The sequence below is a fragment of the Sphingopyxis sp. SCN 67-31 genome, assembly GCF_001725095.1.
This window is the reverse complement of the sequence record NZ_MEFH01000075.1, coordinates 14,793-34,771: the sequence shown is the minus strand read 5'-3', so window position 1 is coordinate 34,771 and position 19,979 is coordinate 14,793. Positions and strand designations below refer to the sequence as shown.

The window sequence follows — 19,979 nt, the reverse complement described above, 5'->3', positions numbered from 1 at the left end:
CGGCAAGCGCATCAACAGCGCGAAGGACGACGCCGCCGGCCTCGCCATCGCGACCCGCATGAACGCGGCGTCGCGCGGCATGAGCCAGGCGATCCGCAATGCCAACGACGGCATCTCGCTGGCGCAGACCGCCGACAGCGCCGCGGGCAGCGTCGCCGACATCCTCGTCCGCATGCGCGAACTGGCGCTCCAGGCGTCGAACGGCACGCTGGGCGACAACGACCGCAAGGCGCTCCAGACCGAATTCACGGCGCTGAAGGACCAGATCAACGACGTCGTCAATCGCACCACCTTCAACGACAACAAGCTGTTCGGCACCAATGGCGGCGCGAACACGGCCACCACCGCCGCCAGCTTCGATATCCAGACGGGTCTCAACAGTGGTGACGAGGTGACGATTACGATCGGCGATCTGCATGCCAACGCGCTGGGCACGGTGGCGACGGCAGGCAATACGCCGGTTGCTGGTAGCTCGGTTGCCGACATCGACCTGTCGCTGACCACCGTGACGGCCGGTAAAGCCGATGCCAAGGACGCGCTGAAGATTCTCGACGACGCGATCCAGACGGTGGCGACCGAGCGTGCCAACCTCGGTGCGCAGCAGAACCGTCTCGATGCGGCGATCAACAATCTGACCTCGGGCGTCNTCTCGGCCGAATCGACCAACCTCGCGGCCGCCGGCATCCTCGCCCAGGCCTCGACGGCGATGCTCGCCCAGGCGAACCAGAGCCAGCAGGGCGTGATGAACCTGCTGCGCTAAGGCGCCGCAAGACTGATTTTCAGGCCGACTTTGGTTGGTCCCTTATTGGCCTGATCCAGACGCCCCGGTCTCCCCACGACCGGGGCGTCTTTCGTTTGGATTCGCGCGGTGGCGCCGGGGCCATGGGGGCGGAGCCTGTGTAAGGCTTGTGTGTCCCCGCGCAGGCGGGGACCCAGAGCGATCCGACGCCGACCTTGGCGCTATCCGCTCTGGGCTCCCGCCTGCGCGGGAGCACGGGGCTTTTCAGTCGGGGACATCGCCCGGCGCGAACCGTATCCCTGCCTTTGCGCCGCTGCGCGAATATTCTCGGCCTTCATGCGGTCAATGGAAATCGCGTGATTTGGGCAGGATGCGGACGTTGCGCGGATGGCCGGGGCGCGGCATCGGCGCCTGCGGCGCGGCGTTGCCCAGTGCGTCGAGCATCGCGGTGCGGTCGACGATGCGGCTCGCCATCAGGTGGACGACGCCCTCCCGGCTCCGTTGCACCTCGCCCTCGACCAGCATCAGCCGCGACGCCATGACGGCGCGGCGATAGCGCTCGAAGTGGCGCGCCCACAGCAGCACATTGACGATCCCGCTCTCGTCCTCGAGCGTGATGAAAATCGCGTTCCCCTTGCCCGGCCGCTGGCGGATCAGCACGACCCCCGCGGTACGGACGATCCGCCCGTTCTTCGCCGCCGCGGCCTCCGTGCAGCTCAGCACGCCCTCGTCGGTGAAGGCGCGGCGCAGGAACGCCATCGGATGCCCCTTCAGCGACAGACGCGTCGTCTGATAATCGGTGAGGACATGCTCGACGAGCGGCGTCGGCGGCAGGTCGGCCTCCGCCTCCGGCCCCAGTTCGTCCGCCCCGGCGGCGTCGAACAGCGGCAGCACCCCCTGCCGCACCCGCCGCGCGTTCCACAGCGCCGGTCGCCGTTCGAGTTCCATCGAGCGGCACGCGTCGGCTTCCGCCAGCAGGCGCAGCGCGCGCGGCGGCAGACCGGTGCGCCGCGCCAGATCCTCGACGCTGACGAACGGGGAGGCGGGGGGAGCGGTGCGCGCCTCGACAAGCCGCTGCGCCCACGCCTCGCGGAACCCGTCGACCTGCCGGAAACCGAGCCGCAGCGCGAGGCGGTCGTCGTCCCGGCGTTCGAGGCTGTTGTCCCACCCGCTGGCGTTCACATCGGCCGCGCGCACCTCGACCCCATGCGCGCGCGCGTCGCCGACGAGCTGCGCGGGGGCATAGAAGCCCATCGGCTGCGAGTTCAGGATGCCGCAGGCGAAGACGGCGGGGTGATGACATTTCAGCCATGACGACACGTAAACGAGCTTGGCGAAGGACTGGGCGTGACTCTCTGGAAAGCCATAGCTGCCGAAACCCTTGATCTGGTTGTAACAGCGCTCGGCGAAATCTCTCTGGTAGCCGCGACGGACCATGCCTCCGATCATCTTTTCTTCATATTGGTCGATAGTGCCCAGATTGCGAAAGGTCGCCATCGCGCGCCGCAATCCGTTCGCTTCATCGGGGGTGAAGCCTGCGGCGGTGATGGCAAGCTTCATCGCCTGTTCCTGAAACAGCGGCACCCCTTCGGTCTTTCCCAATATCTCTTCGAGTTCATTCGCAGCGTGTCCTGCGCGCAAAGGGAGGTCCGGAGATTCTTCCTTGTTGCGGCGGCGCAGATAGGGGTGGACCATATCTCCTTCGATCGGTCCGGGCCGGACAATCGCGACCTGAATGACGAGATCGTAGAATGTCCTGGGCTTCAACCGCGGCAGCATATTGATCTGCGCGCGGCTTTCGACCTGAAAGACGCCGATGCTGTCGCCCTTGCAGAGCATGTCGTAAACGGCTGGATCCTCTTCCGGCACGCTCTTGAGATCATGGTCGCCGAGATCGTGGCATCGCATCAGGTCGAAGCATTTGCGGATGCAGGTCAGCATGCCGAGCGCGAGAACGTCGACCTTCATCAGGTTCAGCGCGTCGATATCGTCCTTGTCCCATTCGATAAAGGTGCGATCCTCCATCGCGGCATTGTGGATCGGCACCGTCTCGTCGAGCCGATCCTCGGTCAGCACATAGCCTCCGACATGCTGCGACAAGTGGCGTGGAAAGGTCAGCAGTTCGCTGATGAAGCGGTGTAGTCGTTCGATCTCGCCATTTGTCGGATCGAGCCCGGCCTCGGCCAATCGCTGCACCGGCACCTCGTCACCCCAGCTTCCCCAACTCGTATCGGCAAGCCGCGCAGTGACGTCTTCGCTGAGGCCGAGTGCCTTTCCCACCTCGCGAATCGCGCTGCGCGGGCGATAATGGATGACCGTCGCGACGATACCGGCGCGACGTCGCGTATAGCGGCGATAGACATATTGCATCACCTCCTCGCGTCGCTCATGCTCGAAATCGACGTCGATGTCGGGCGGCTCGCCGCGCTTTTCGGACAGGAAGCGGGAGAAGAGCAGGTTGTTCGCGATCGGGTCGATCGACGTGATTTCGAGCAGGTAGCAGACGAGCGAATTGGCGGCCGATCCGCGCCCCTGACAAAGGATGGGCGGATTCCGCGTCCGTGCATGATTCACGATGTCGTGGACGGTCAGAAAGTAGCAGGCGTAATTGCGTTTGCGGATGAGGCTGAGTTCTTCGTCCAGCACTTCCTGCCAACGCGTCGGCAATCCATCAGGATGATGACTTGCCGCGGCTTCCATCACCATATGTTCGAGCCAGCTTTGCGGGGTCCAGCCGTCGGGGACCGGCTCATGCGGATATGCATAAGCGAGATCGGTGAGCGAGAAGGCGATGCGATCGAGGATGATGTTGCTCTCGCCGATGGCTTCGGGACAGTCGCGGAACAGGCGGCGCATCTCGCGCGGCGATTTCAGATGGCGTTCGCCATTGGCGTGAAGCAGGCGGCCGGCATCGTGGACGGTCGTGCCCTCGCGGATGCAGGTGACGATATCGTGGAGGGGGCGCTCCGCGCGCGTAGCGTAAAGAGCGTCGTTGGTGGCCAGCATGGGGATGCCGATCCGCTCGGCCAAGGCTCTGAGACGGGCGAGCTGACGCCGGTCGCTGCCGCCGCGAGGCATGGTCGCACCAAGCCACAGGGAGCCGGGGGCCGCTTTGGCGAGGCGATGCAACAGACATTCATCCTTCCCGGTCGCCAACGCGATCAGGACCATGTCTTCGCAATGAATCAGCAGATTCCGGAACTTCATCACGCAGTCGCCTTTTTCGGTGCGGCGATTGCCTATGGTGAGCATGCGGGTCAGGCGGCCCCAGCCGTGGCGCGTGGTGGGGTAGGCGACGATGTCGGGTGTGCCGTCGTCGAAGACCAGCCGGGCGCCGACCACCAGCTTGAAAGGGGCAAGTACGACCCCATCCGCCTCGGCTTTCGCGCGCAGGTCCCGCAATCCGATCAGCGCCCGCACGACGCCCGCGACGCTGTTGCGGTCGGCGATGCCGATGCCGTTCAAACCAAGCGCCATCGCCTCCGCTACCATATCTGCGGGATGCGAGGCGCCGCGCAGGAAGCTGTAATTGGTCGCGGCGACCAGTTCGGCGAAACCCGGTTCGGGCGGCGGTTCGGGGGTGGAGGTCTCGCTCATGCGAACAGCCCGTGGATATACCAGCGCGGCCCGTCCTTTTCGTCGTAAAGGCCGTGGCGGAACAGCCAGTAGCGGCGGCCCTGTACATCCTCGACGCGGTAATAGTCGCGCGTCAGCCCCCTGTTGTCGCGGCGGCGCCACCATTCGGCGGCGATGCGCTCGGGCCCCTCGTACAGACGCACCGCGTGCAGCGCGCGGCGCCAGCGAAAGCGCTGCGGCGGCCCGTCGGGCACCTCGGCGATCACCTCGATCGGCTGCGGCGGATCGAAGAGATAGAAGGGGCGCTGCGGCGGCTCGCCGTCGGGCGCCGCGGGCCAGGGCTGCGGCGGCGCGGCGTCGGTCGCGGGCAGTTCGAGCTGCGCCTGCTCGGGAATATGGGTGTCGGCGGGGCGAAGGCGGCGCACGCGGCCGCGCCCGAGCCGGACCGCGAGGCGGTCGGTCAGGTCGTCGATCGCCGCGCGCCGCACCGCCCCGCCTTCGAGCCGCAGCTGGCTCGCGCCGAGCGCCTCGAGCCGCGGCACCGCCAGCCGGATCATGTCGAAGCCGAAGCCGGGATCGATCGGGTCGCGCAGACCGTCGATGCGCTCGGCGAACAGCCGCATCACCAGCGCCGGATCGCGGGTCGGCCGGCCGGTCTCGACCACGATCGTCCGGGCGAGGCCGTCGCTGCGGAAGAAGGTGGCGTGGAACGCACGGCCGCCCTTGCCGCGCGCGCGCATCTCCGCGATCGCCTCGGCGGTCAGTTCGGCGAGCACCGTCGTCGCATGCGCCGTGCTTGCGACCGGTTCGGCGAAACGGCGCGCGGCGGCGACGGGCGGCGGCGTCCGGCGCGGCGCGAGCGGGCTCGGCGCATCGCCGAGGATACGGCGCAGCTTCCCGGCCGCCTCGGCGCCGAAGCGCGCGGCGATCGACGCCATCGGCCGGCTCGCGAGATCGCCGATCGTCCGCAGCCCGGCGCGCAGCAGCGCGCGCGTCGCCTCGCCTTCGAGGTCGAGCGCCGCGACGGGCAGGCGCCGGACCGCCGCCGCTTCGTCGGGCGCGGGCGGGGCCGGGTGGCGCGTCAGCGCGCGGGCGGCATCGGCGGTGGGGCCGAGCGCGGCGCGCACCGTCATCCCGAGCCGGTCGAGCCGCGACTCGACATCGGCGACCAGCGCCGCTTCGCCGCCGAACAGGTGCGCGCATCCCGCGATGTCGAGGATCAGCCCGTCGGGAGGATCGAGCGCGACGAGCGGCGTGTAGCGCCCGCATCCCTCGGCGATCCGGTCGAGCCAGAGCAGGTCGCCCGCCGGATCGTGTGCGGCCACGGCGAGGTCGGGCACGCGCGCCCGCGCGTCGGCGAGCGGCAGGCCGGGGACCAGTCCCAGCGCCTCGGCATCGGCGCCGACGCTCGCGAGGCACAGCGCCCCGCGCCGCTTTTCGGCGAAGACGAGCGGGGCGTCAGGCGGCCGCGGCGCGGTGCGCGACAGACGCTCGGCGGGAAGATAGGGGAAGAAGAGCGCCAGATAGCGCCGCGTCCCCAAAGGCTCGTTCGTCACGGTTCCACTCCAGCCGCCAGCGCGCGCCCGCAGGGCCGGCGCGCCAGCGCAGCAATTCCAGGTCGAAGGCGGGCGCCCCCGGTGCCTGCGCCTCCAGTTCGCGCGACGGCGCGGCGGCCAGGCGCCAGCGCGTCTCGGCGATGCTCGGCACCGGCTCGGCGGCGAAGCGCAGCAGCAGCAGCACCGTTCCCGCGTCGCGCGCGCCGAGCGCGAGCCGCCGCCCCGCGGTCAGGTCGAGCGCCGCCAGTGCGCCGCGGCTTTCGACGACGACCGCCGCCGATCCGGGGCAGCGCACGGCATCGTTGGCGGCGGCGAGCAGCGCGGTCGCATCGCGCGCCTCGACGAGCAGCAGCCGGTTCGGATCGCCCCCCAGTTCGGCGAGGCCCGGCGCATAGAGATGCCCCTGACGCCGCGCGCCGTCCGCCGTGCGCAGCCACAGGACCGGCGCTTCGCCGGGCCCGCGCAGGGCGAGCAGCGCGGCGAAGGCGGCGGCACTGGCCGCATCGAGCGCGTCGGCGGCGAAGATTTCATGCGCTCGCCCCATCGCCAGCCCGCCGCCGAGCGCGGCATCGAATCCCGCATGCCCGCTCGTCAGCCACGCGCCGTCGCCGGGCGGCGCGCCGGCGGCGGCGATCCGGGCGATGCGGCGGCGCAGCCCGGCGAGAGGGGAGGACGAATCGCGCATGACATGTTCTCTATATGTTCTATTAGCGCGTGAGTCCCGCCGCTTGTCAAGACGGCGGGTGTGGGGGCGTTTTGAATAGGCTGCAAAGGCTCGGTCCCCCTCCCGCTTGCGGGAGGGGCGACGAGGCTTGCGAACTTGTTCGCTAGCCGCAGCGGGGTGGGCGAATGCAACGCCGCTGGCCCACCCCCGATCCCTCCCGCAAGCGGGAGGGGAGATCGGATGGACGCACGAAATTCATAATGATCCGCTTACCAAGGCCGCACGGGCTTGCTTCGCGTCTTCGTGCGAAAGGGATTTCAGCGCGCCGCCGCGTCGCTCCCGGCGCCGCTGTCGCCGCCCAGCGCGCGGAACAGCGCGATGCGCGTCTGCGCGAGCAGCAGGCGCGTCGCGGTTTCGCTGCGCCGCGCGTTGTAGAGGCTGCGCTGCGCGTCGAGGCTGGAGAGGAAGCTGTCGACGCCGCCGCGATAGCGCGCCTCGGTCAGCGCCGCGGTGTCGGCCGTCGCTTCGCTGTTCGCCGCCGCGGCGCGAACGCGCTCGGCGATGGTGCCCTGCACCGCGAGCGCGTCGGCGACATCGCGGAACGCGGTCTGGATCGCGCCTTCATAGCTGGAAAGCGCCGCGTCACGCTGCGCTTCGCTCACCGCGACGCCGGCGCGGCGGCCGCCGAAATCGAAGATCGACGCGCTCGCATCGGCGCCCGCCGACCAGTTGAAGGCGCCGCCGTCGAACAGGCCCGACAGCGCGTCGCTCGCGAAACCGACGAGGCCCGTCAGCGAGATCGCCGGAAACAGCCGCGCGCGTGCCGCGCCGATGTCGGCATTGGCGGCGCGCAGCCGATATTCGGCCTCGATCACATCGGGACGGCGCAGCAGGATTTCGGAGCGGACCCCGGCGGGGGGCGCGGCGATTCCGGCGCTGGCCTCGACAAGGGTCGCGGGCAGCAGCGCGCGGTCGACGTCGCCGCCGACGAGCAGCCGGATCGCATTCTCGTCCTGCGCCAGCGCCGTCTTCTGCTGGGCGATCGAATCCTCGGCGGTCGCCAATATCTGTTCGGCCTGGCGCAGGTCGGTGCGCGGCGCGATGCCGCCGTCGAGCCGGGCCCTGGTCAGCCGCACCGCCTCGCGCGCGTTGGCAGCGGTGTCCTCGGCGATGGCCAGCAGGTCGCGGTCGGCGCCATAGGCGGCCCAGGCGCCCGCGAGGTCGGCGATCAGCGCGAGGCGCACCGTGCGCGATGCCGCCTCGGTCGCCAGCGCGCGGTTGCGGTCGGCTTCGGTCGCATTGGCGAGACGGCCGAACAGGTCGAGCTCGAAACCGGTGATCCCGCCCTGCACGGCGAAATCGCCGCTGCCCCCGCCGGCGCCGCGATCGGCATAGCCGGCCCCGGCGCTTGCGCCGATCGCGGGAAATTGCGCCGCGCGCGTCACGCGCACCTGCGCCCGCGCCGCGGCGACATTGGCATAGGCGGTGCGCAGGTCGCGATTGGCCACCAGCGCCTGCTCGACGAGCGTCTGCAGCCGCGGGTCGGTGAAGATTTGCGTATAGGACAGGATCGGCAGCGCCGCCTCGCTCTGGGCCAGATAGGCGTCGCCCACCGGCCAGCTTTGCGGCACCGGCGGCGTCGGCAGCACCTTCTGCGGCGCGAGCGAACAGCCCGCGAGCAGCAGCGGCAGCGCGGCGAGAGCGAGCGGCGCGCGCCTCATGCCGCTGCCCCCCGCCCGGCGCCGCGTTTGCCGAAACGGGCGCGGAGCGCCGCGAACCCGTCGCGCACCCCACGCCGCACGAGGACGAAGAACAGCGGGATGAAGAAGATGGCGAGGAAAGCGGCGGTCATCATGCCGCCGATCACCGCGGTGCCGATCGCGACGCGGCTGTTCGCGCCCGCGCCGGTCGCGAGCGCCAGCGGCAGCACGCCGAAGATGAAGGCGAAGCTCGTCATCAGGATCGGGCGCAGACGGATGCGCGCCGCCTCGACCGCTGCCTCGATCACGCGCTTGCCCTTCTTTTCCTCCTGCTCGGCGAACTCGATCATTAGGATCGCGTTCTTCGCCGCGAGCCCCATCGTCGTCAGCAGGCCGATCTGCAGATAGACGTCGTTCTGCAGCCCGCGCAGCGACACGGCGAACACCGAACCGACGAGCCCGAGCGGGATAACCAGCAGCACCGCGAGCGGGATCGACCAGCTTTCGTAGAGCGCCGCGAGACAGAGGAAGACGACGAGCAGCGACAGCGCGTAGAGCAGCGGCGCCTGACCCGACGACAGCCGCTCCTGATAGGAGGCGCCCGCCCAGGCGACGCTGGTGCCGGGAATCTCGGCCGCCATCCGCTCCATCTCGTTCATCGCTTCGCCCGAACTGGTGCCGGGGGCCGGCTGGCCCGAGATTTCGAAGGCGGAGACGCCCTGGAAGCGCGAGGTGCTGCTCGGCGTCGTCGACCAGCCGATGTCGGCAAAGGCGGAGAAGGGTGCCATCTGCCCGTTCGACGAGCGGACATACCATTGGCCGATATCCTCGGGCCGCGCGCGATAGGGGGCGTCGCCCTGAACATAGACGCGCTTGACGCGCCCCTTGTCGATGAAGTCGTTGACGTAGCGCCCGCCCCACGCGGTCGCGAGCGTGCTGTTGACGTCGCTGTTCGACAGGCCATAGGCGGTCAGCCGCTGCGTATCGATGTCGATCTTCAGCGTCGCGACGTCGGGAAGGTCGCTGAGGCGCACCGATTGCAGCTTCGCATTGGCGTTCGCCATCGTGAGCAGCCGGTCGCGCGCCGCGGCGAATTGTTCGTGGGTCATCCCGCCGCGATTCTGCAACTCCATCGTGAAGCCCGACGTGTCGCCGAGCCCGCGCACTGCACCGGGGACGAGCGCGAACACCTGCGCATCGCGCAGGCCCGACAGCGCCTTGCGCGCACGCTGGGCGATCGCGTCGGCGCTGTTCTCCTTGCCCGGCCGGTCGTCCCAATGGACGAGGTTGACGAAGCCCTGACCGGTATTCTGCCCCGACGCACCGCCCCCCCCGCCGCCGGCGATCAGGAAGGCCGACTGCACATTCGCCTTCTCCTCCGTCAGCAGATAGCGCTCGATCTGGTCGCGCACCTCCAGCGTCCGCGCCTGGGTCGCGCCCGCGGGCAGACGGAACTGGATCGAGACGCGGCCCTGATCCTCGTTGGGCAGGAAGCCGCCCGGCAGCCGCATGAACATCGCCGCGAGCAGGACGAGGAGCAGCGCATAGATGGCGAGGAACAGCCACTTGCGGTCGACCACGGTGGTGACGTTGCCGACATAGCGGTCGACCGTGCGGTCGAAGCGCGTGTTGAAGCCGTCGCGGGCGCGGATCATCGCGGCATGCAGGCGCGGGAAGCGATGCGGCCGCTCGCCGCCGTGCGTGCGGGGCTTGAGCAACGTCGAGGTCAGCGCCGGGCTCAGGATCAGCGCGACGAGCACCGACAGCGCCATGGCCGAGACGATGGTGACCGAGAATTGGCGATAGATGACGCCGGTCGAGCCGCCGAAGAAGGCCATCGGCAGGAACACCGCCGACAGCACGAGCGCGATCGCGATCAGTGCGACCTGCAATTCCTTCATCGACTGGATCGTCGCCTCGCGCGCCGACATGCCGGGATTCTCTTCCATCAATCGCTCGACATTCTCGACGACGACGATCGCGTCGTCGACGAGCAGCCCGATCGCGAGGGTCAGCCCGAACAGCGTCAGCGTGTTGATACTGAAACCCAATATGTAGAAAACGGCGAAGGTGCCGAGCAACACGACGGGCACCGCGATCGCCGGGATCAGCACCGCGCGCCAGCTTTGCAGGAAGACGAACATGACGAGGACGACGAGCAGGATCGCCTCGAACAGCGACTTCTGCACTTCCTTGACCGACAGCTTGATGAAGGCGGTCGAATCGTTGGTGTAGCCGTAGGTGAGGCCGTCGGGGAAGTCGGCAGCCAGTTCCTCCATCCGCGTCTTGACGCGGTCGGCGGTTTCGAGCGCGTCGGCCCCCGGCGACAGCGAGATCGACATGCCCGCGCCGGGATGGCCGTTGATCCGGCTGATCGTCGTATAGCTTTCGGCGCCGATCTCGACCCGCGCGACGTCCTTGATCCGCACCGTCGATCCGTCGGGGAGTGTCTTGAGGATGATCGCCTCGAACTCTTCGGGGGTCTGCAATCGCGACTGGGCGGTGACGGTCGCGTTGAGCATCTGGCCCTGTGGCGCGGGCAGGCCGCCGACGTCGCCTGCCGCGATCTCGCTGTTCTGGGCGCTGATCGCGTTGATCACGTCGCTTGGCATCAGCGACACCGCGGCGAGCCGCTGCGGGTTCAGCCAGATGCGCATCGCGTGCGGGGCGCCATAGACATTGACGTCGCCGACGCCCTCGACGCGCGACAGCGGGTCCTGGATGTTCGACGCCATATAGTCGGACACGTCCTGGTTCGACCGCGTGTTGGTCTCGTCATAGACGCCGACGAGCAGCAGCGAGTCCGAATTGGACTTGGTGACGCGCACCCCCTGCTGCTGCACCTGCTGCGGCAGGCGGGAAACGGCGGTCTGAATCTTGTTCTGGACCTGGACCTGCGCGATGTCGGGGTCGGTGCCCTTGGCGAAGATGGCGGTGATGCTCGCCTGCCCGCGCGAACTCGACTGCGAGCTGAAATAGAGCAGGCCGTCGATCCCGGTCAGCTGCTGTTCGAGGACCTGCGTGACGCTGTTCTCGATCGTTTCGGCCGACGCGCCCGGATAGGAAGCGCGGATATTGACCTGCGTCGGCGCGATGTCGGGATATTGTTCGAGCGGTAGCGCGCGCAGCGCGCCGAGTCCGCCGAGCATGACGATGATCGCCAGCACCCAGGCAAAGATCGGCCGGTCGATGAAGAGGCGCGACATCGGCTGCTATTTTCCTTCGTTCGCATCCTTGCCCGCGGATGCCCCCACGCGTTCCGGGCTGCTGGCGGGAACCGGTTTCACCTGCGCGCCCTGCCGAAGGTTGCCGACCCCCTGCGTGATCACCCTGTCGCCCGGCTTCAGCCCGTCGGTGACGACCCAGTCGGCGCCGACGGTGCGTTCGGCGACGACCTTGCGCCGCGCCGCCTTGTCGTCCTTGCCGACGAGATAGACGAAGGCCGATCCGTCGAAGTCGCGCTGCACCGCGGTCTGCGGCACCAGCATCGCCTTCGGATCGACCGCCTGCTCGAACAGCGCGGTCACGAACATGCCGGGCAGCAGCAGCCCCTGCGGATTGGGGAAGCGCGCGCGCAGCGTCACCGTGCCCGTCGCCTCGTTGACGGTGACTTCGGAGAATTGCACCGTCCCCACGATTGGATAGAGGCTGCCGTCCTCAAGCCGCAGGCGCACGGCGGTGCTGCCCGGCTGCACTCCGCCGGCGGCGAGCGAGCGGCGCAGCGCGGTCAGTTCGGCCGCCGACTGCTGGATATCGACATAGAGCGGGTCGGTGCGCTGGATGACGGCGAGCGGTTCGGCCTGGTTCGCGCTGACGAGCGCGCCGGGCGTCGCCAGCGACCGGCCGATGCGGCCGCTGATCGGCGCCGCGATCGCGGTGTAGCGCAGGTTGATCCGCGCCGTGTCGAGCGCGGCGGCGGTCTGCGCCACCGCGGCGCGGGCGACGCGCGCGGCGGCGAGCGCGTCGCTGTAATCCTGCTCGGCGATCGCCTGCATCTTGGCGAGCGGTTCAAAGCGCTTCGCCTTTTCCTCCGCCGCCTGCGCATTGGCCCGCGCGCTCGCCAGATTGGCCTCGGCCTGCGCGACCGCGGCGCGATAGAGGCTCGCGTCGATCTGGAACAGCGGCTGGCCCGCGCGCACCGTCGCGCCCTCGGTGAACAGGCGCTGGCGGATCAGGCCGTTCACCTGCGGTCGCACCTCGCTCGTTTCGAAGGCGACGGTGCGCCCGCCGAGCTCGGTCGTGATCGGCACCGCCGCGGTGGTCACGACCACATAGCCGACTTGCGCAGCCTGCCCGCGCTGGCCGGAATCGTCATCCTTGTTCGCGCAGCCGGTCAGCAACAGAATCGCTGCGACCAGGGTCCCGCTCAGGGACGGCAGCCTCTTGTGGGGCATAGTCGATAAATCTCGTGTCGATCCGCGGGGAGGGAGCGGGAATTCGGGCCTATTCAACCGATTGAACCGAAGGAAGCAAGGGAAATAGCCGCTGTGCGACAATTTGCGACATTTTTATCGTCCGGTCAGGGAACGAGCAACTTCCGATGCGCCTGCACCGCGCCGTCGAGCCAGTCGATAAAGGCGCGAATCCGCGGTTGCGGCGCGATGTCGCGGTGGAGCGCGAGCCAAAAACTGCGGCCGATCGTCTGGTCGGGCCGCACCCGCACCAGCGCAGCATCCTCGGCCGCCAGGAAGCAGGGAAGCACCCCGACGCCCGCGCCGCTCGCGATCATCCGCCGCTGGGCGAGAATCGACGACGACCGCACGGTCGCGCGCAGCCCCGGCTCGATCTCGTCCAGATAGTCGAGTTCGGGGGCATAGAGGATGTCAGGGACATAGCCGACCACGGGCAGGCCAGCGCGCGCCAGCGGCGATTCCTCGACCGCCGCCTGCCAGTCGGGCCGATCCGCGGGCGCATAGAGGCCGAGGCTGTAGTCGGCGAGTTTGCGCGTGATCAGCGGGCCTCTTCTGGGCCGAGCGAGCAGGATCGCCATGTCGGCCTCGCGCCGCGAGGGGTTGAGGAACCCCGACGAGGCGACGAGGTCGATCTCCAGTTCGGGGTGCGCGGCGGCGAAGCCGGCGAGGCGCGGGGCGATGAAGCTGCTGCCGAAGCCCTCCGACACGCTCAGGCGAAGCTGGCCCGACAGCGCCGCGCCGCCTTCGCCCGCCGAATCGACGCGTGCGGCCGCCGCCGCCATCGCCTCGGCATGCGGGACGAGCGCGCGGCCCGCGGCGGTCAGCGCGAATCCCGTCGGCGCGCGCTCGAACAGCGTCTGCTGCAGCGCGCGTTCGAGCGCGCTGACCCGCCGGCTCACCGTCGTCGCGTCGACCTGCAGCGCCTGTCCGGCACGCGCCAGCGTGCCGTGCCGCGCGACCATCAGGAAATATTGCAGCCCATCCCAGTCCATATTCCTGCAGATATGCAGGATTAAACTGCAAGTCTATCCCTTGCAATCGGCCCGCCGTTGGTCTGTGGCGAAAGGCAAGGACAGACGGGAGACTTGACCATGCGACAGATCGACCATCATATCGTCGGCGGTGCCGGCGGCGGCTCGCGCCACAGCGACATCTTCGACCCCAACAACGGCGGCGTGCAGGCCGCGGTCGCGCTCGGCGACGCCGCGCTGCTCGACCGCGTCGTCGCCGCCGCAAAGGCGGCGCAACCCGCTTGGGCGGCGGTCAATCCGCAGCGCCGCGCGCGCGTGATGTTCGATTACAAGCGGATCGTCGAATCCCATCTCGACGAACTGGCCGAACTGCTGGCGAGCGAGCATGGCAAGGTGGTCGCCGACGCGCGCGGCGACGTGCAGCGCGGGCTCGACGTTATCGAATTCTGCTGCGGCATCCCGCATGTGCTGAAGGGCGAATATACGCAGGGCGCGGGCCCCGGCATCGACGTCTATTCGATGCGTCAGCCGATCGGCATCGGCGCGGGCATCACGCCGTTCAACTTCCCGGCGATGATCCCGATGTGGATGTTCGGCCCGGCGATCGCGACCGGCAACGCCTTTATCCTCAAGCCCAGCGAGCGCGATCCGAGCGTGCCGGTGCGCCTCGGCGAACTGATGCTCGAGGCCGGACTGCCCGAGGGCATCCTCCAGGTCGTCCACGGCGACAAGGAGATGGTCGACGCGATCCTCGATCATCCCGACATCGGCGCGGTCAGCTTCGTCGGCTCGTCGGACATCGCCCATTATGTCTACAATCGCGGCGTGTCGAACGGCAAGCGCGTGCAGGCGATGGGCGGGGCGAAGAACCACGGCATCGTCATGCCCGACGCCGACCTCGACCAGGTAGTGAACGACCTGACCGGCGCGGCCTTCGGCTCGGCGGGCGAGCGCTGCATGGCGCTGCCGGTCGTCGTGCCGGTCGGCGAGGACACCGCGAACCGGCTGCGCGCCAAGCTGATCCCCGCGATCGAGGCGCTGCGCGTCGGCGTGTCGACCGATGCCGAGGCGCATTACGGCCCCGTCGTCTCGGCTGCGCACAAGGAAAAGGTCGAAGGCTGGATCCAGAAATGCGCCGACGAGGGCGCCGAACTCGTCATCGACGGCCGCGGCTTCACGCTGCAGGGGCATGAGGACGGCTTCTTCGTCGGTCCGACGCTGTTCGACCATGTCACCCCCGACATGGAAAGCTATCGCGAAGAGATTTTCGGCCCGGTGCTCCAGATCGTCCGCGCCCCCGATTTCGAGAGTGCGCTCGACCTGCCCTCGAAGCACCAGTACGGCAACGGCGTCGCCATCTTCACCCGCAACGGCCACGCCGCGCGCGAATTCGCGCAGCGCGTCAACGTCGGCATGGTCGGCATCAACGTGCCGATCCCGGTGCCGGTCGCCTATCACACCTTCGGCGGCTGGAAACGCTCGGCGTTCGGCGACACCAACCAGCACGGCATGGAAGGCGTCAAATTCTGGACCAAGGTCAAGACGATCACCGCGCGCTGGCCCGACGGCGGCGGCGACGGATCGAACGCCTTCGTCATCCCGACGATGGGCTGACGACGGCCGCGCCGATGAAACCGGACCCGGCCGCCGGGCATTTCTCCTGCGAAGGAGAAAGACGATGAGATTTGGAAACGGCAGCGCCTCCTCGACGGGGCTGGGCTTGATGGCGGCCACGCTGCTGCTTGCCGCGTGCAGCGGCGGCAACGATGAGCAGCCGCCGGCCGAGACCGCTGAAAAGGCGGCGCCAGCACCCGTCGCCCCGGCTCCGTCCGCCCCGGCCGAACCCATGCCCGCCGACGCCGACCTCACCTATGCGGCCGACCCGGCGCTGGCGCCCCCCGCCGCTCCTGAGGCGGGCATCGGCAGCGGTGCCAAGGCGATTCCCGCCGCGATCCAGGGTCGCTGGGCGCTCGAGGCCGGGGATTGCGCCGCGCGCGCCGGTACCGATCTCACCGCGCTGGTCATCGACGCGAAGACGCTGCGCTTCTTCGAATCGGCCGGCGATCTCGCCCGCGTGCGCGAGCGGAGCGCGAACCGCATCGTCGCCGATTACAAGTTCAGCGGCGAAGGCGAGCAATGGGACCGGCTGATGCTGCTGGCGCTCGTCGACGGCGGCAAGACGCTGGTGCGCCGCGACTACGGCGAGGGTGCGGCGCCCGAGCCGATGCGCTATAGGCGTTGTACGCCCTGACCGGGGAAGAGAGAAGGGGAATAGAGACATGGATATTCGTTGGATCGCCGCCGCCCTCGCCCTGCCGCTCGCCGCCTGCGCGAGCGCCGACGGACCTGCCGAATCGACGCCGCCACCCGCCGCGATGACCTGCAACGCCGATGCGGGGCAAGGCTTCGTCGGCCAGACCGCGGCGCCCGACCTCGGCGCCGCGGTGCTGAAGGTGACCGGCGCGCGCACGCTGCGTTGGGGCCCGCCACGCTCGGCGATGACGATGGACTATCGTCAGGACCGGGTGAACGTGATGTACGACGACGCCTACAAGATCACGCAGGTCACCTGTGGCTGACGCTGCCCGTCGCAGCCACGGCTCCGTCTTGTTCGGTGAGCCCCTCGATGGCTAGACAGGGGCGTGCGCGTCGAGTCCGAGGCGATCGTGGGCGCCCTCTCGTCATGCTGACGAAAGTCAGCATCCATTCGAAGCGTCGCCTGCGGCGGAAAACCGCGAAAGGGATACAGGAAGATGCCGCCCCCGTACCTTGTCTCCGTACCCGGAGCGCCAAATGGATGCTGACTTTCGTCAGCATGACGGGGAGGGAGCAAAATGCGCGAGCGGAACCCGTGCGTCTATATCATGGCAAGCGGCCGCCACGGCACGATCTACATCGGAGTCACGTCCGATCTGATGGCTCGCGTCCATCAGCATCGCGAAGGGCTGATCGACGGCTTCACGAAACGCTATGGCGTGAAGCGGCTGGTCTTTTACGAGATGCACGAAACGATGGACGCGGCGATCGTGCGGGAAAAACGGCTTAAGGCATGGAAACGCGACTGGAAGACCGCCCTGATCGAGACGGACAATCCTTTTTGGGAGGATCTGGCCGTTCACCTTGGCTTCCCGCTGACCTAGTTCCGAATGGATGCTGACTTTCGTCGGCATGACGCAGAGACGAGTGATGATGACCGACCAGTTCCAGCTTACCGACGACCAACTTGCCATTCAGGACATGGCGCGCAAGTTCACGGCCGACGCGATCACGCCGTTCGCGGCCGAATGGGACGAGCAGGGCCATTTCCCGCGCGACGTCATCAAGGCGGCGGCGGAGCTCGGCTTCGCCGCCATCTATGTCGGCGAGGAATCGGGCGGTATCGGGCTCGGCCGGCTCGAGGCGGCGCTGATTATGGAGGCGATGGCCTATGGCTGTCCCGCGACCAGCGCCTTCGTCTCGATCCACAATATGGCGAGCTGGATGATCGACAGTTTCGGCAGCGCCGAAGTCAAGGCGAAATATCTGCCCGACCTCGTCACCATGGACCGGATGGCGAGCTATTGCCTGACCGAGCCCGGCTCGGGGTCCGACGCCGCGGCGCTCAAGACCACGGCGAAGCTGGAGGGCGACCATTATGTCGTCAACGGCACCAAGCAGTTCATTTCGGGCGCCGGGGTCAACGACATCTATGTGACGATGGTCCGCACCGGCGCGCCGGGGCCGAAGGGTATTTCGTGCCTCGTCATCGAAAAGGACATGCCCGGCGTCAGCTTCGGCGCCAAGGAGCGCAAGCTCGGCTGGAACGCATCGCCGACCGCGCAGGTGATCCTCGACAATGTGAAGGTGCCGGTCGAAAACCGCGTCGGGGCGGAAGGCGACGGCTTCCGCTTCGCGATGGCGGGGCTCGACGGCGGGCGGCTCAACATCGGCGCCTGTTCGCTCGGCGGGGCGCAGCGCTGCCTCGACGAGGCGATCGGCTACACGAAGGATCGCCAGCAGTTCGGCCAGCCGATCGCCGATTTCCAGAACACCCAGTTCACGCTCGCCGACATGGCGACCGACCTCGAAGCCGCGCGCGCGCTGCTCTATCTCGCCGCGGCGAAGGTCACCGCGAACGCCCCCGACAAGTCGCGCTTCTCGGCGATGGCGAAGCGGCTCGCGACCGACAACGGCAGCGCCGTCGTCGACCGCGCGCTCCAGCTTTTCGGGGGTTACGGCTATCTGAAGGACTATCCGATCGAGCGCTTCTGGCGCGACCTGCGCGTTCATTCGATCCTCGAAGGGACGAATCAGGTGATGCGGATGATCGTGGGAAGGGACCTGCTGCGCCAATGACCGAAGATGTATTGATCGGTGTCGAGGGCCGCGTCGGCCGCATCGCGCTGAACCGCCCGCAGGCGATCCACGCGCTCAACCTGCCGATGTGTCAGGCGATGATCGACGCGCTGCTCGCCTGGCGCGACGATGCCGCGATCGAGGCCGTCGTCATCGACCATAGCGAGGGCCGCGGCTTCTGCGCCGGCGGCGACATCCGCATGCTCGCGGAAAGCGGGGCGAAGGACGGGCGCGAGGCGCGGGCCTTCTTCCACACCGAATATCGCCTCAACCACCTGCTCTTCACCTATGCGAAGCCCGTCGTCGCTTTCATGGACGGCATCACCATGGGCGGCGGGGTCGGCATTTCGCAGCCGGCGAAATATCGCGTCGCGACCGAACATACGCGCTTCGCGATGCCCGAGACCGGGATCGGCCTGTTCCCCGACGTCGGCGGCGGCTGGTATCTGCCGCGGCTGGAGGGGCGCGTCGGCGCCTTCCTCGCGCTCACCGGCGCGCGGCTCGACGGGGCCGAATGCCTCGCGCTCGGCCTCGCCACCCATTATCTGCCGTCGGCGAAGCTGACCGAGGCGAAGGAGCGCATCGCGCAGCACCCCGACCGCATCGGCGGCATATTGGGCGAGCTGTCGGTCACCGCGCCCCCCGCCGCGATCACCGGCCAGATCGACAAGATCAACCGGCTGTTCGCCAGCGACCGCTACGAGGATATTCTCGCCGCGCTGGAAAAGGACGGCGGCGAATGGGCGCAGAAGGAATTGGGCGCGCTGCGTACCAAGAGCCCGCAGACCTGCAAGGTCGCGCTGCGCCAGCTTCGCGAGGGTGCGGCGATACCCGATTTTGCCGCCGAGATGCGCCAGGAATATGCGATCGGCAGCCGCGTCGTCCAAATGCACGACTTCCTCGAAGGCGTCCGCGCGCTGATCGTCGACAAGGACAACAGCCCGAAATGGGACCCGCCGACGCCCGAAGCGGTGACCGACGAATGGATCGACGCGATCTTCGCGCCTTTGCCGCCGGCTGAAGCGTGGACGCCGCTAACATAGGCTCGTCACCCCGGACTTGATCCGGGGTCCATTCAGGCCTCGCGGGGCGGAATGGATGCCGGATCAAGTCCGGCATGACGAAAAACCGGAGACAAGAATGACCTACGAAACCCTCCTCGTCGAAACGCACGGCGCCGTTACCTTGGTGACGCTCAACCGCCCGCAGGCGCTCAACGCCCTCAACTCGTCGGTGCTCGATGATCTGATCGCGGCCTTCGCCGCCTATGAGGCGGACCCGGGCCAGCGCTGCGCGGTGCTTACCGGCTCGGGCGACAAGGCCTTTGCCGCGGGTGCCGACATCAAGGAAATGGCCGACAAGCCCGCCGCCGATTTCTATCTTCAGGATTTCTTCTCGAAATGGACGAGCGACTTCGTGAAGAAGGTGAGGAAGCCGTGGATCGCCGCGGTCAACGGCTTCGCGCTGGGCGGCGGCTGCGAACTGGCGATGATGGCCGACTTCATTATCGCGTCGGAGAAGGCGAAATTCGGCCAGCCCGAGATCAAGCTCGGCGTAGCCCCCGGCATGGGCGGCTCGCAGCGGCTGACCCGCGCGGTCGGCAAGGCGAAGGCGATGGAGATGTGCCTGACCGGCCGGATGATGGATGCCGAGGAAGCCGAACGCGCGGGGCTGGTCGCGCGCGTCGTGCCGCACGAAAGCCTGATCGACGAAGCGCTCAAATCGGCCGCGCTGATCGCGTCGATGCCGCCGATGGCCGCGATGGTGAACAAGGACATGGTCAATGCGGCGTTCGAAACGACGCTCGACCAGGGCCTGATCTACGAACGCCGCCTGTTCCAGATCCTTGCCGCGACCGAGGACAAGGCCGAAGGCATGGCCGCATTCATCGAAAAGCGCGAAGGCGTGTGGAAGGGGCGGTGATCTTCTGAGCCCTCTCCCCTTCAGGGGAGAGGACATGGAGGCTTGGCGCATAGCGCCTAGCCGGAGTTGGAGAGGGGGAATGCACGCCTCCCCCTCTCCCAAC

General features: G+C 68.2%; 15 protein-coding genes and 1 pseudogene. 9 read left to right on the top strand and 7 right to left on the bottom strand.

Features of this window, described 5'->3' with window-relative positions; all coding sequences use genetic code 11:
* Positions 1 to 10 precede the first annotated feature (10 nt).
* Positions 11 to 646: pseudogene (locus tag ABS88_RS15970) on the top strand (flagellin N-terminal helical domain-containing protein); the annotation flags it as partial.
* A 1-nt stretch (position 647) separates the two neighbouring features.
* Positions 648 to 760, top strand: a 113-nt coding sequence (locus ABS88_RS15965; protein ID WP_286750131.1) for a flagellin, incomplete at its 5' end; no start/stop codon positions are given.
* 321 nt (positions 761 to 1,081) lie between these two features.
* Here ABS88_RS15965 and ABS88_RS15960 read toward each other — a convergent pair.
* The 7 genes from ABS88_RS15960 to ABS88_RS15930 form a co-directional block, all read right to left on the bottom strand.
* Positions 1,082 to 4,336 carry an error-prone DNA polymerase gene (locus ABS88_RS15960; RefSeq protein WP_286750130.1) on the bottom strand — a complete coding sequence of 1,085 codons (3,255 nt, stop codon included), beginning with the start codon at positions 4,334 to 4,336 and terminating at the stop codon, positions 1,082 to 1,084.
* Positions 4,333 to 5,871 (bottom strand): Y-family DNA polymerase, encoded by a 1,539-nt coding sequence (locus ABS88_RS15955; RefSeq protein ID WP_286750129.1) that lies wholly within the window; start codon positions 5,869 to 5,871, stop codon positions 4,333 to 4,335. Before ABS88_RS15955 ends, ABS88_RS15960 begins: the two co-directional genes overlap by 4 nt.
* On the bottom strand, positions 5,774 to 6,556 hold the full coding sequence (locus tag ABS88_RS15950; RefSeq protein WP_076077358.1) for an ImuA family protein: 783 nt from the start codon (positions 6,554 to 6,556) through the stop codon (positions 5,774 to 5,776). The genes ABS88_RS15955 and ABS88_RS15950 overlap by 98 nt, the downstream gene beginning before the upstream one ends.
* A gap of 296 nt (positions 6,557 to 6,852) precedes the next feature.
* Positions 6,853 to 8,256: an efflux transporter outer membrane subunit gene (locus tag ABS88_RS15945; protein ID WP_286750128.1), complete on the bottom strand. Its 1,404-nt coding sequence runs from the start codon at positions 8,254 to 8,256 to the stop codon at positions 6,853 to 6,855.
* Positions 8,253 to 11,441: a multidrug efflux RND transporter permease subunit gene (locus ABS88_RS15940; protein ID WP_286750127.1), complete on the bottom strand. Its 3,189-nt coding sequence runs from the start codon at positions 11,439 to 11,441 to the stop codon at positions 8,253 to 8,255. The genes ABS88_RS15945 and ABS88_RS15940 overlap by 4 nt, the downstream gene beginning before the upstream one ends.
* Positions 11,442 to 11,447: 6 nt before the next feature.
* Positions 11,448 to 12,575 (bottom strand): efflux RND transporter periplasmic adaptor subunit, encoded by a 1,128-nt coding sequence (locus ABS88_RS15935; protein ID WP_502686156.1) that lies wholly within the window; start codon positions 12,573 to 12,575, stop codon positions 11,448 to 11,450.
* Between the two features lie 179 nt (positions 12,576 to 12,754).
* On the bottom strand, positions 12,755 to 13,639 hold the full coding sequence (locus tag ABS88_RS15930) for a LysR family transcriptional regulator (protein ID WP_286750125.1): 885 nt from the start codon (positions 13,637 to 13,639) through the stop codon (positions 12,755 to 12,757).
* Between the two features lie 99 nt (positions 13,640 to 13,738).
* Between ABS88_RS15930 and ABS88_RS15925 the strand changes: the two genes are divergently transcribed.
* The 7 genes from ABS88_RS15925 to ABS88_RS15895 all read left to right on the top strand — a co-directional run bounded on the left by ABS88_RS15925 (position 13,739) and on the right by ABS88_RS15895 (position 19,876).
* On the top strand, positions 13,739 to 15,232 hold the full coding sequence (locus tag ABS88_RS15925; RefSeq protein WP_286750124.1) for a CoA-acylating methylmalonate-semialdehyde dehydrogenase: 1,494 nt from the start codon (positions 13,739 to 13,741) through the stop codon (positions 15,230 to 15,232).
* Positions 15,233 to 15,296: 64 nt separating this feature from the next.
* Complete coding sequence (locus tag ABS88_RS15920) at positions 15,297 to 15,869, top strand: hypothetical protein (protein WP_255211458.1); 573 nt, start codon at positions 15,297 to 15,299, stop codon at positions 15,867 to 15,869.
* Positions 15,870 to 15,897: 28 nt separating this feature from the next.
* Positions 15,898 to 16,197: an I78 family peptidase inhibitor gene (locus ABS88_RS15915; protein ID WP_286750123.1), complete on the top strand. Its 300-nt coding sequence runs from the start codon at positions 15,898 to 15,900 to the stop codon at positions 16,195 to 16,197.
* Positions 16,198 to 16,452: 255 nt separating this feature from the next.
* A complete protein-coding gene (locus ABS88_RS15910; protein ID WP_286750122.1) occupies positions 16,453 to 16,758 on the top strand; it encodes a GIY-YIG nuclease family protein in 306 nt (101 codons plus the stop codon).
* Positions 16,759 to 16,807: 49 nt separating this feature from the next.
* Positions 16,808 to 17,953: an acyl-CoA dehydrogenase family protein gene (locus ABS88_RS15905; protein ID WP_067109756.1), complete on the top strand. Its 1,146-nt coding sequence runs from the start codon at positions 16,808 to 16,810 to the stop codon at positions 17,951 to 17,953.
* Entirely contained in the window at positions 17,950 to 18,996 is a 1,047-nt protein-coding gene (locus ABS88_RS15900; protein WP_286750121.1) for an enoyl-CoA hydratase/isomerase family protein, read from the top strand. The genes ABS88_RS15905 and ABS88_RS15900 overlap by 4 nt, the downstream gene beginning before the upstream one ends.
* Before the next feature lie 97 nt (positions 18,997 to 19,093).
* On the top strand, positions 19,094 to 19,876 hold the full coding sequence (locus ABS88_RS15895) for an enoyl-CoA hydratase-related protein (protein ID WP_067186494.1): 783 nt from the start codon (positions 19,094 to 19,096) through the stop codon (positions 19,874 to 19,876).
* Positions 19,877 to 19,979: the final 103 nt, after the last annotated feature.

Excerpts from the sequence above, each read along its gene's own strand:
- ABS88_RS15960 (WP_286750130.1), bottom strand. The coding sequence starts at position 4,336 with ATGAGCGAGACCTCCACCCCCGAACCGCCGCCCGAACCGGGTTTCGCC.
- ABS88_RS15950 (WP_076077358.1), bottom strand. The coding sequence starts at position 6,556 with ATGCGCGATTCGTCCTCCCCTCTCGCCGGGCTGCGCCGCCGCATCGCC.
- ABS88_RS15945 (WP_286750128.1), bottom strand. The coding sequence starts at position 8,256 with ATGAGGCGCGCGCCGCTCGCTCTCGCCGCGCTGCCGCTGCTGCTCGCG.
- ABS88_RS15940 (WP_286750127.1), bottom strand. The coding sequence starts at position 11,441 with ATGTCGCGCCTCTTCATCGACCGGCCGATCTTTGCCTGGGTGCTGGCG.
- ABS88_RS15930 (WP_286750125.1), bottom strand. The coding sequence starts at position 13,639 with ATGGACTGGGATGGGCTGCAATATTTCCTGATGGTCGCGCGGCACGGC.
- ABS88_RS15925 (WP_286750124.1), top strand. The coding sequence starts at position 13,739 with ATGCGACAGATCGACCATCATATCGTCGGCGGTGCCGGCGGCGGCTCG.
- ABS88_RS15920 (WP_255211458.1), top strand. The coding sequence starts at position 15,297 with ATGAGATTTGGAAACGGCAGCGCCTCCTCGACGGGGCTGGGCTTGATG.
- ABS88_RS15915 (WP_286750123.1), top strand. The coding sequence starts at position 15,898 with ATGGATATTCGTTGGATCGCCGCCGCCCTCGCCCTGCCGCTCGCCGCC.
- ABS88_RS15910 (WP_286750122.1), top strand. The coding sequence starts at position 16,453 with ATGCGCGAGCGGAACCCGTGCGTCTATATCATGGCAAGCGGCCGCCAC.
- ABS88_RS15905 (WP_067109756.1), top strand. The coding sequence starts at position 16,808 with ATGACCGACCAGTTCCAGCTTACCGACGACCAACTTGCCATTCAGGAC.
- ABS88_RS15900 (WP_286750121.1), top strand. The coding sequence starts at position 17,950 with ATGACCGAAGATGTATTGATCGGTGTCGAGGGCCGCGTCGGCCGCATC.
- ABS88_RS15895 (WP_067186494.1), top strand. The coding sequence starts at position 19,094 with ATGACCTACGAAACCCTCCTCGTCGAAACGCACGGCGCCGTTACCTTG.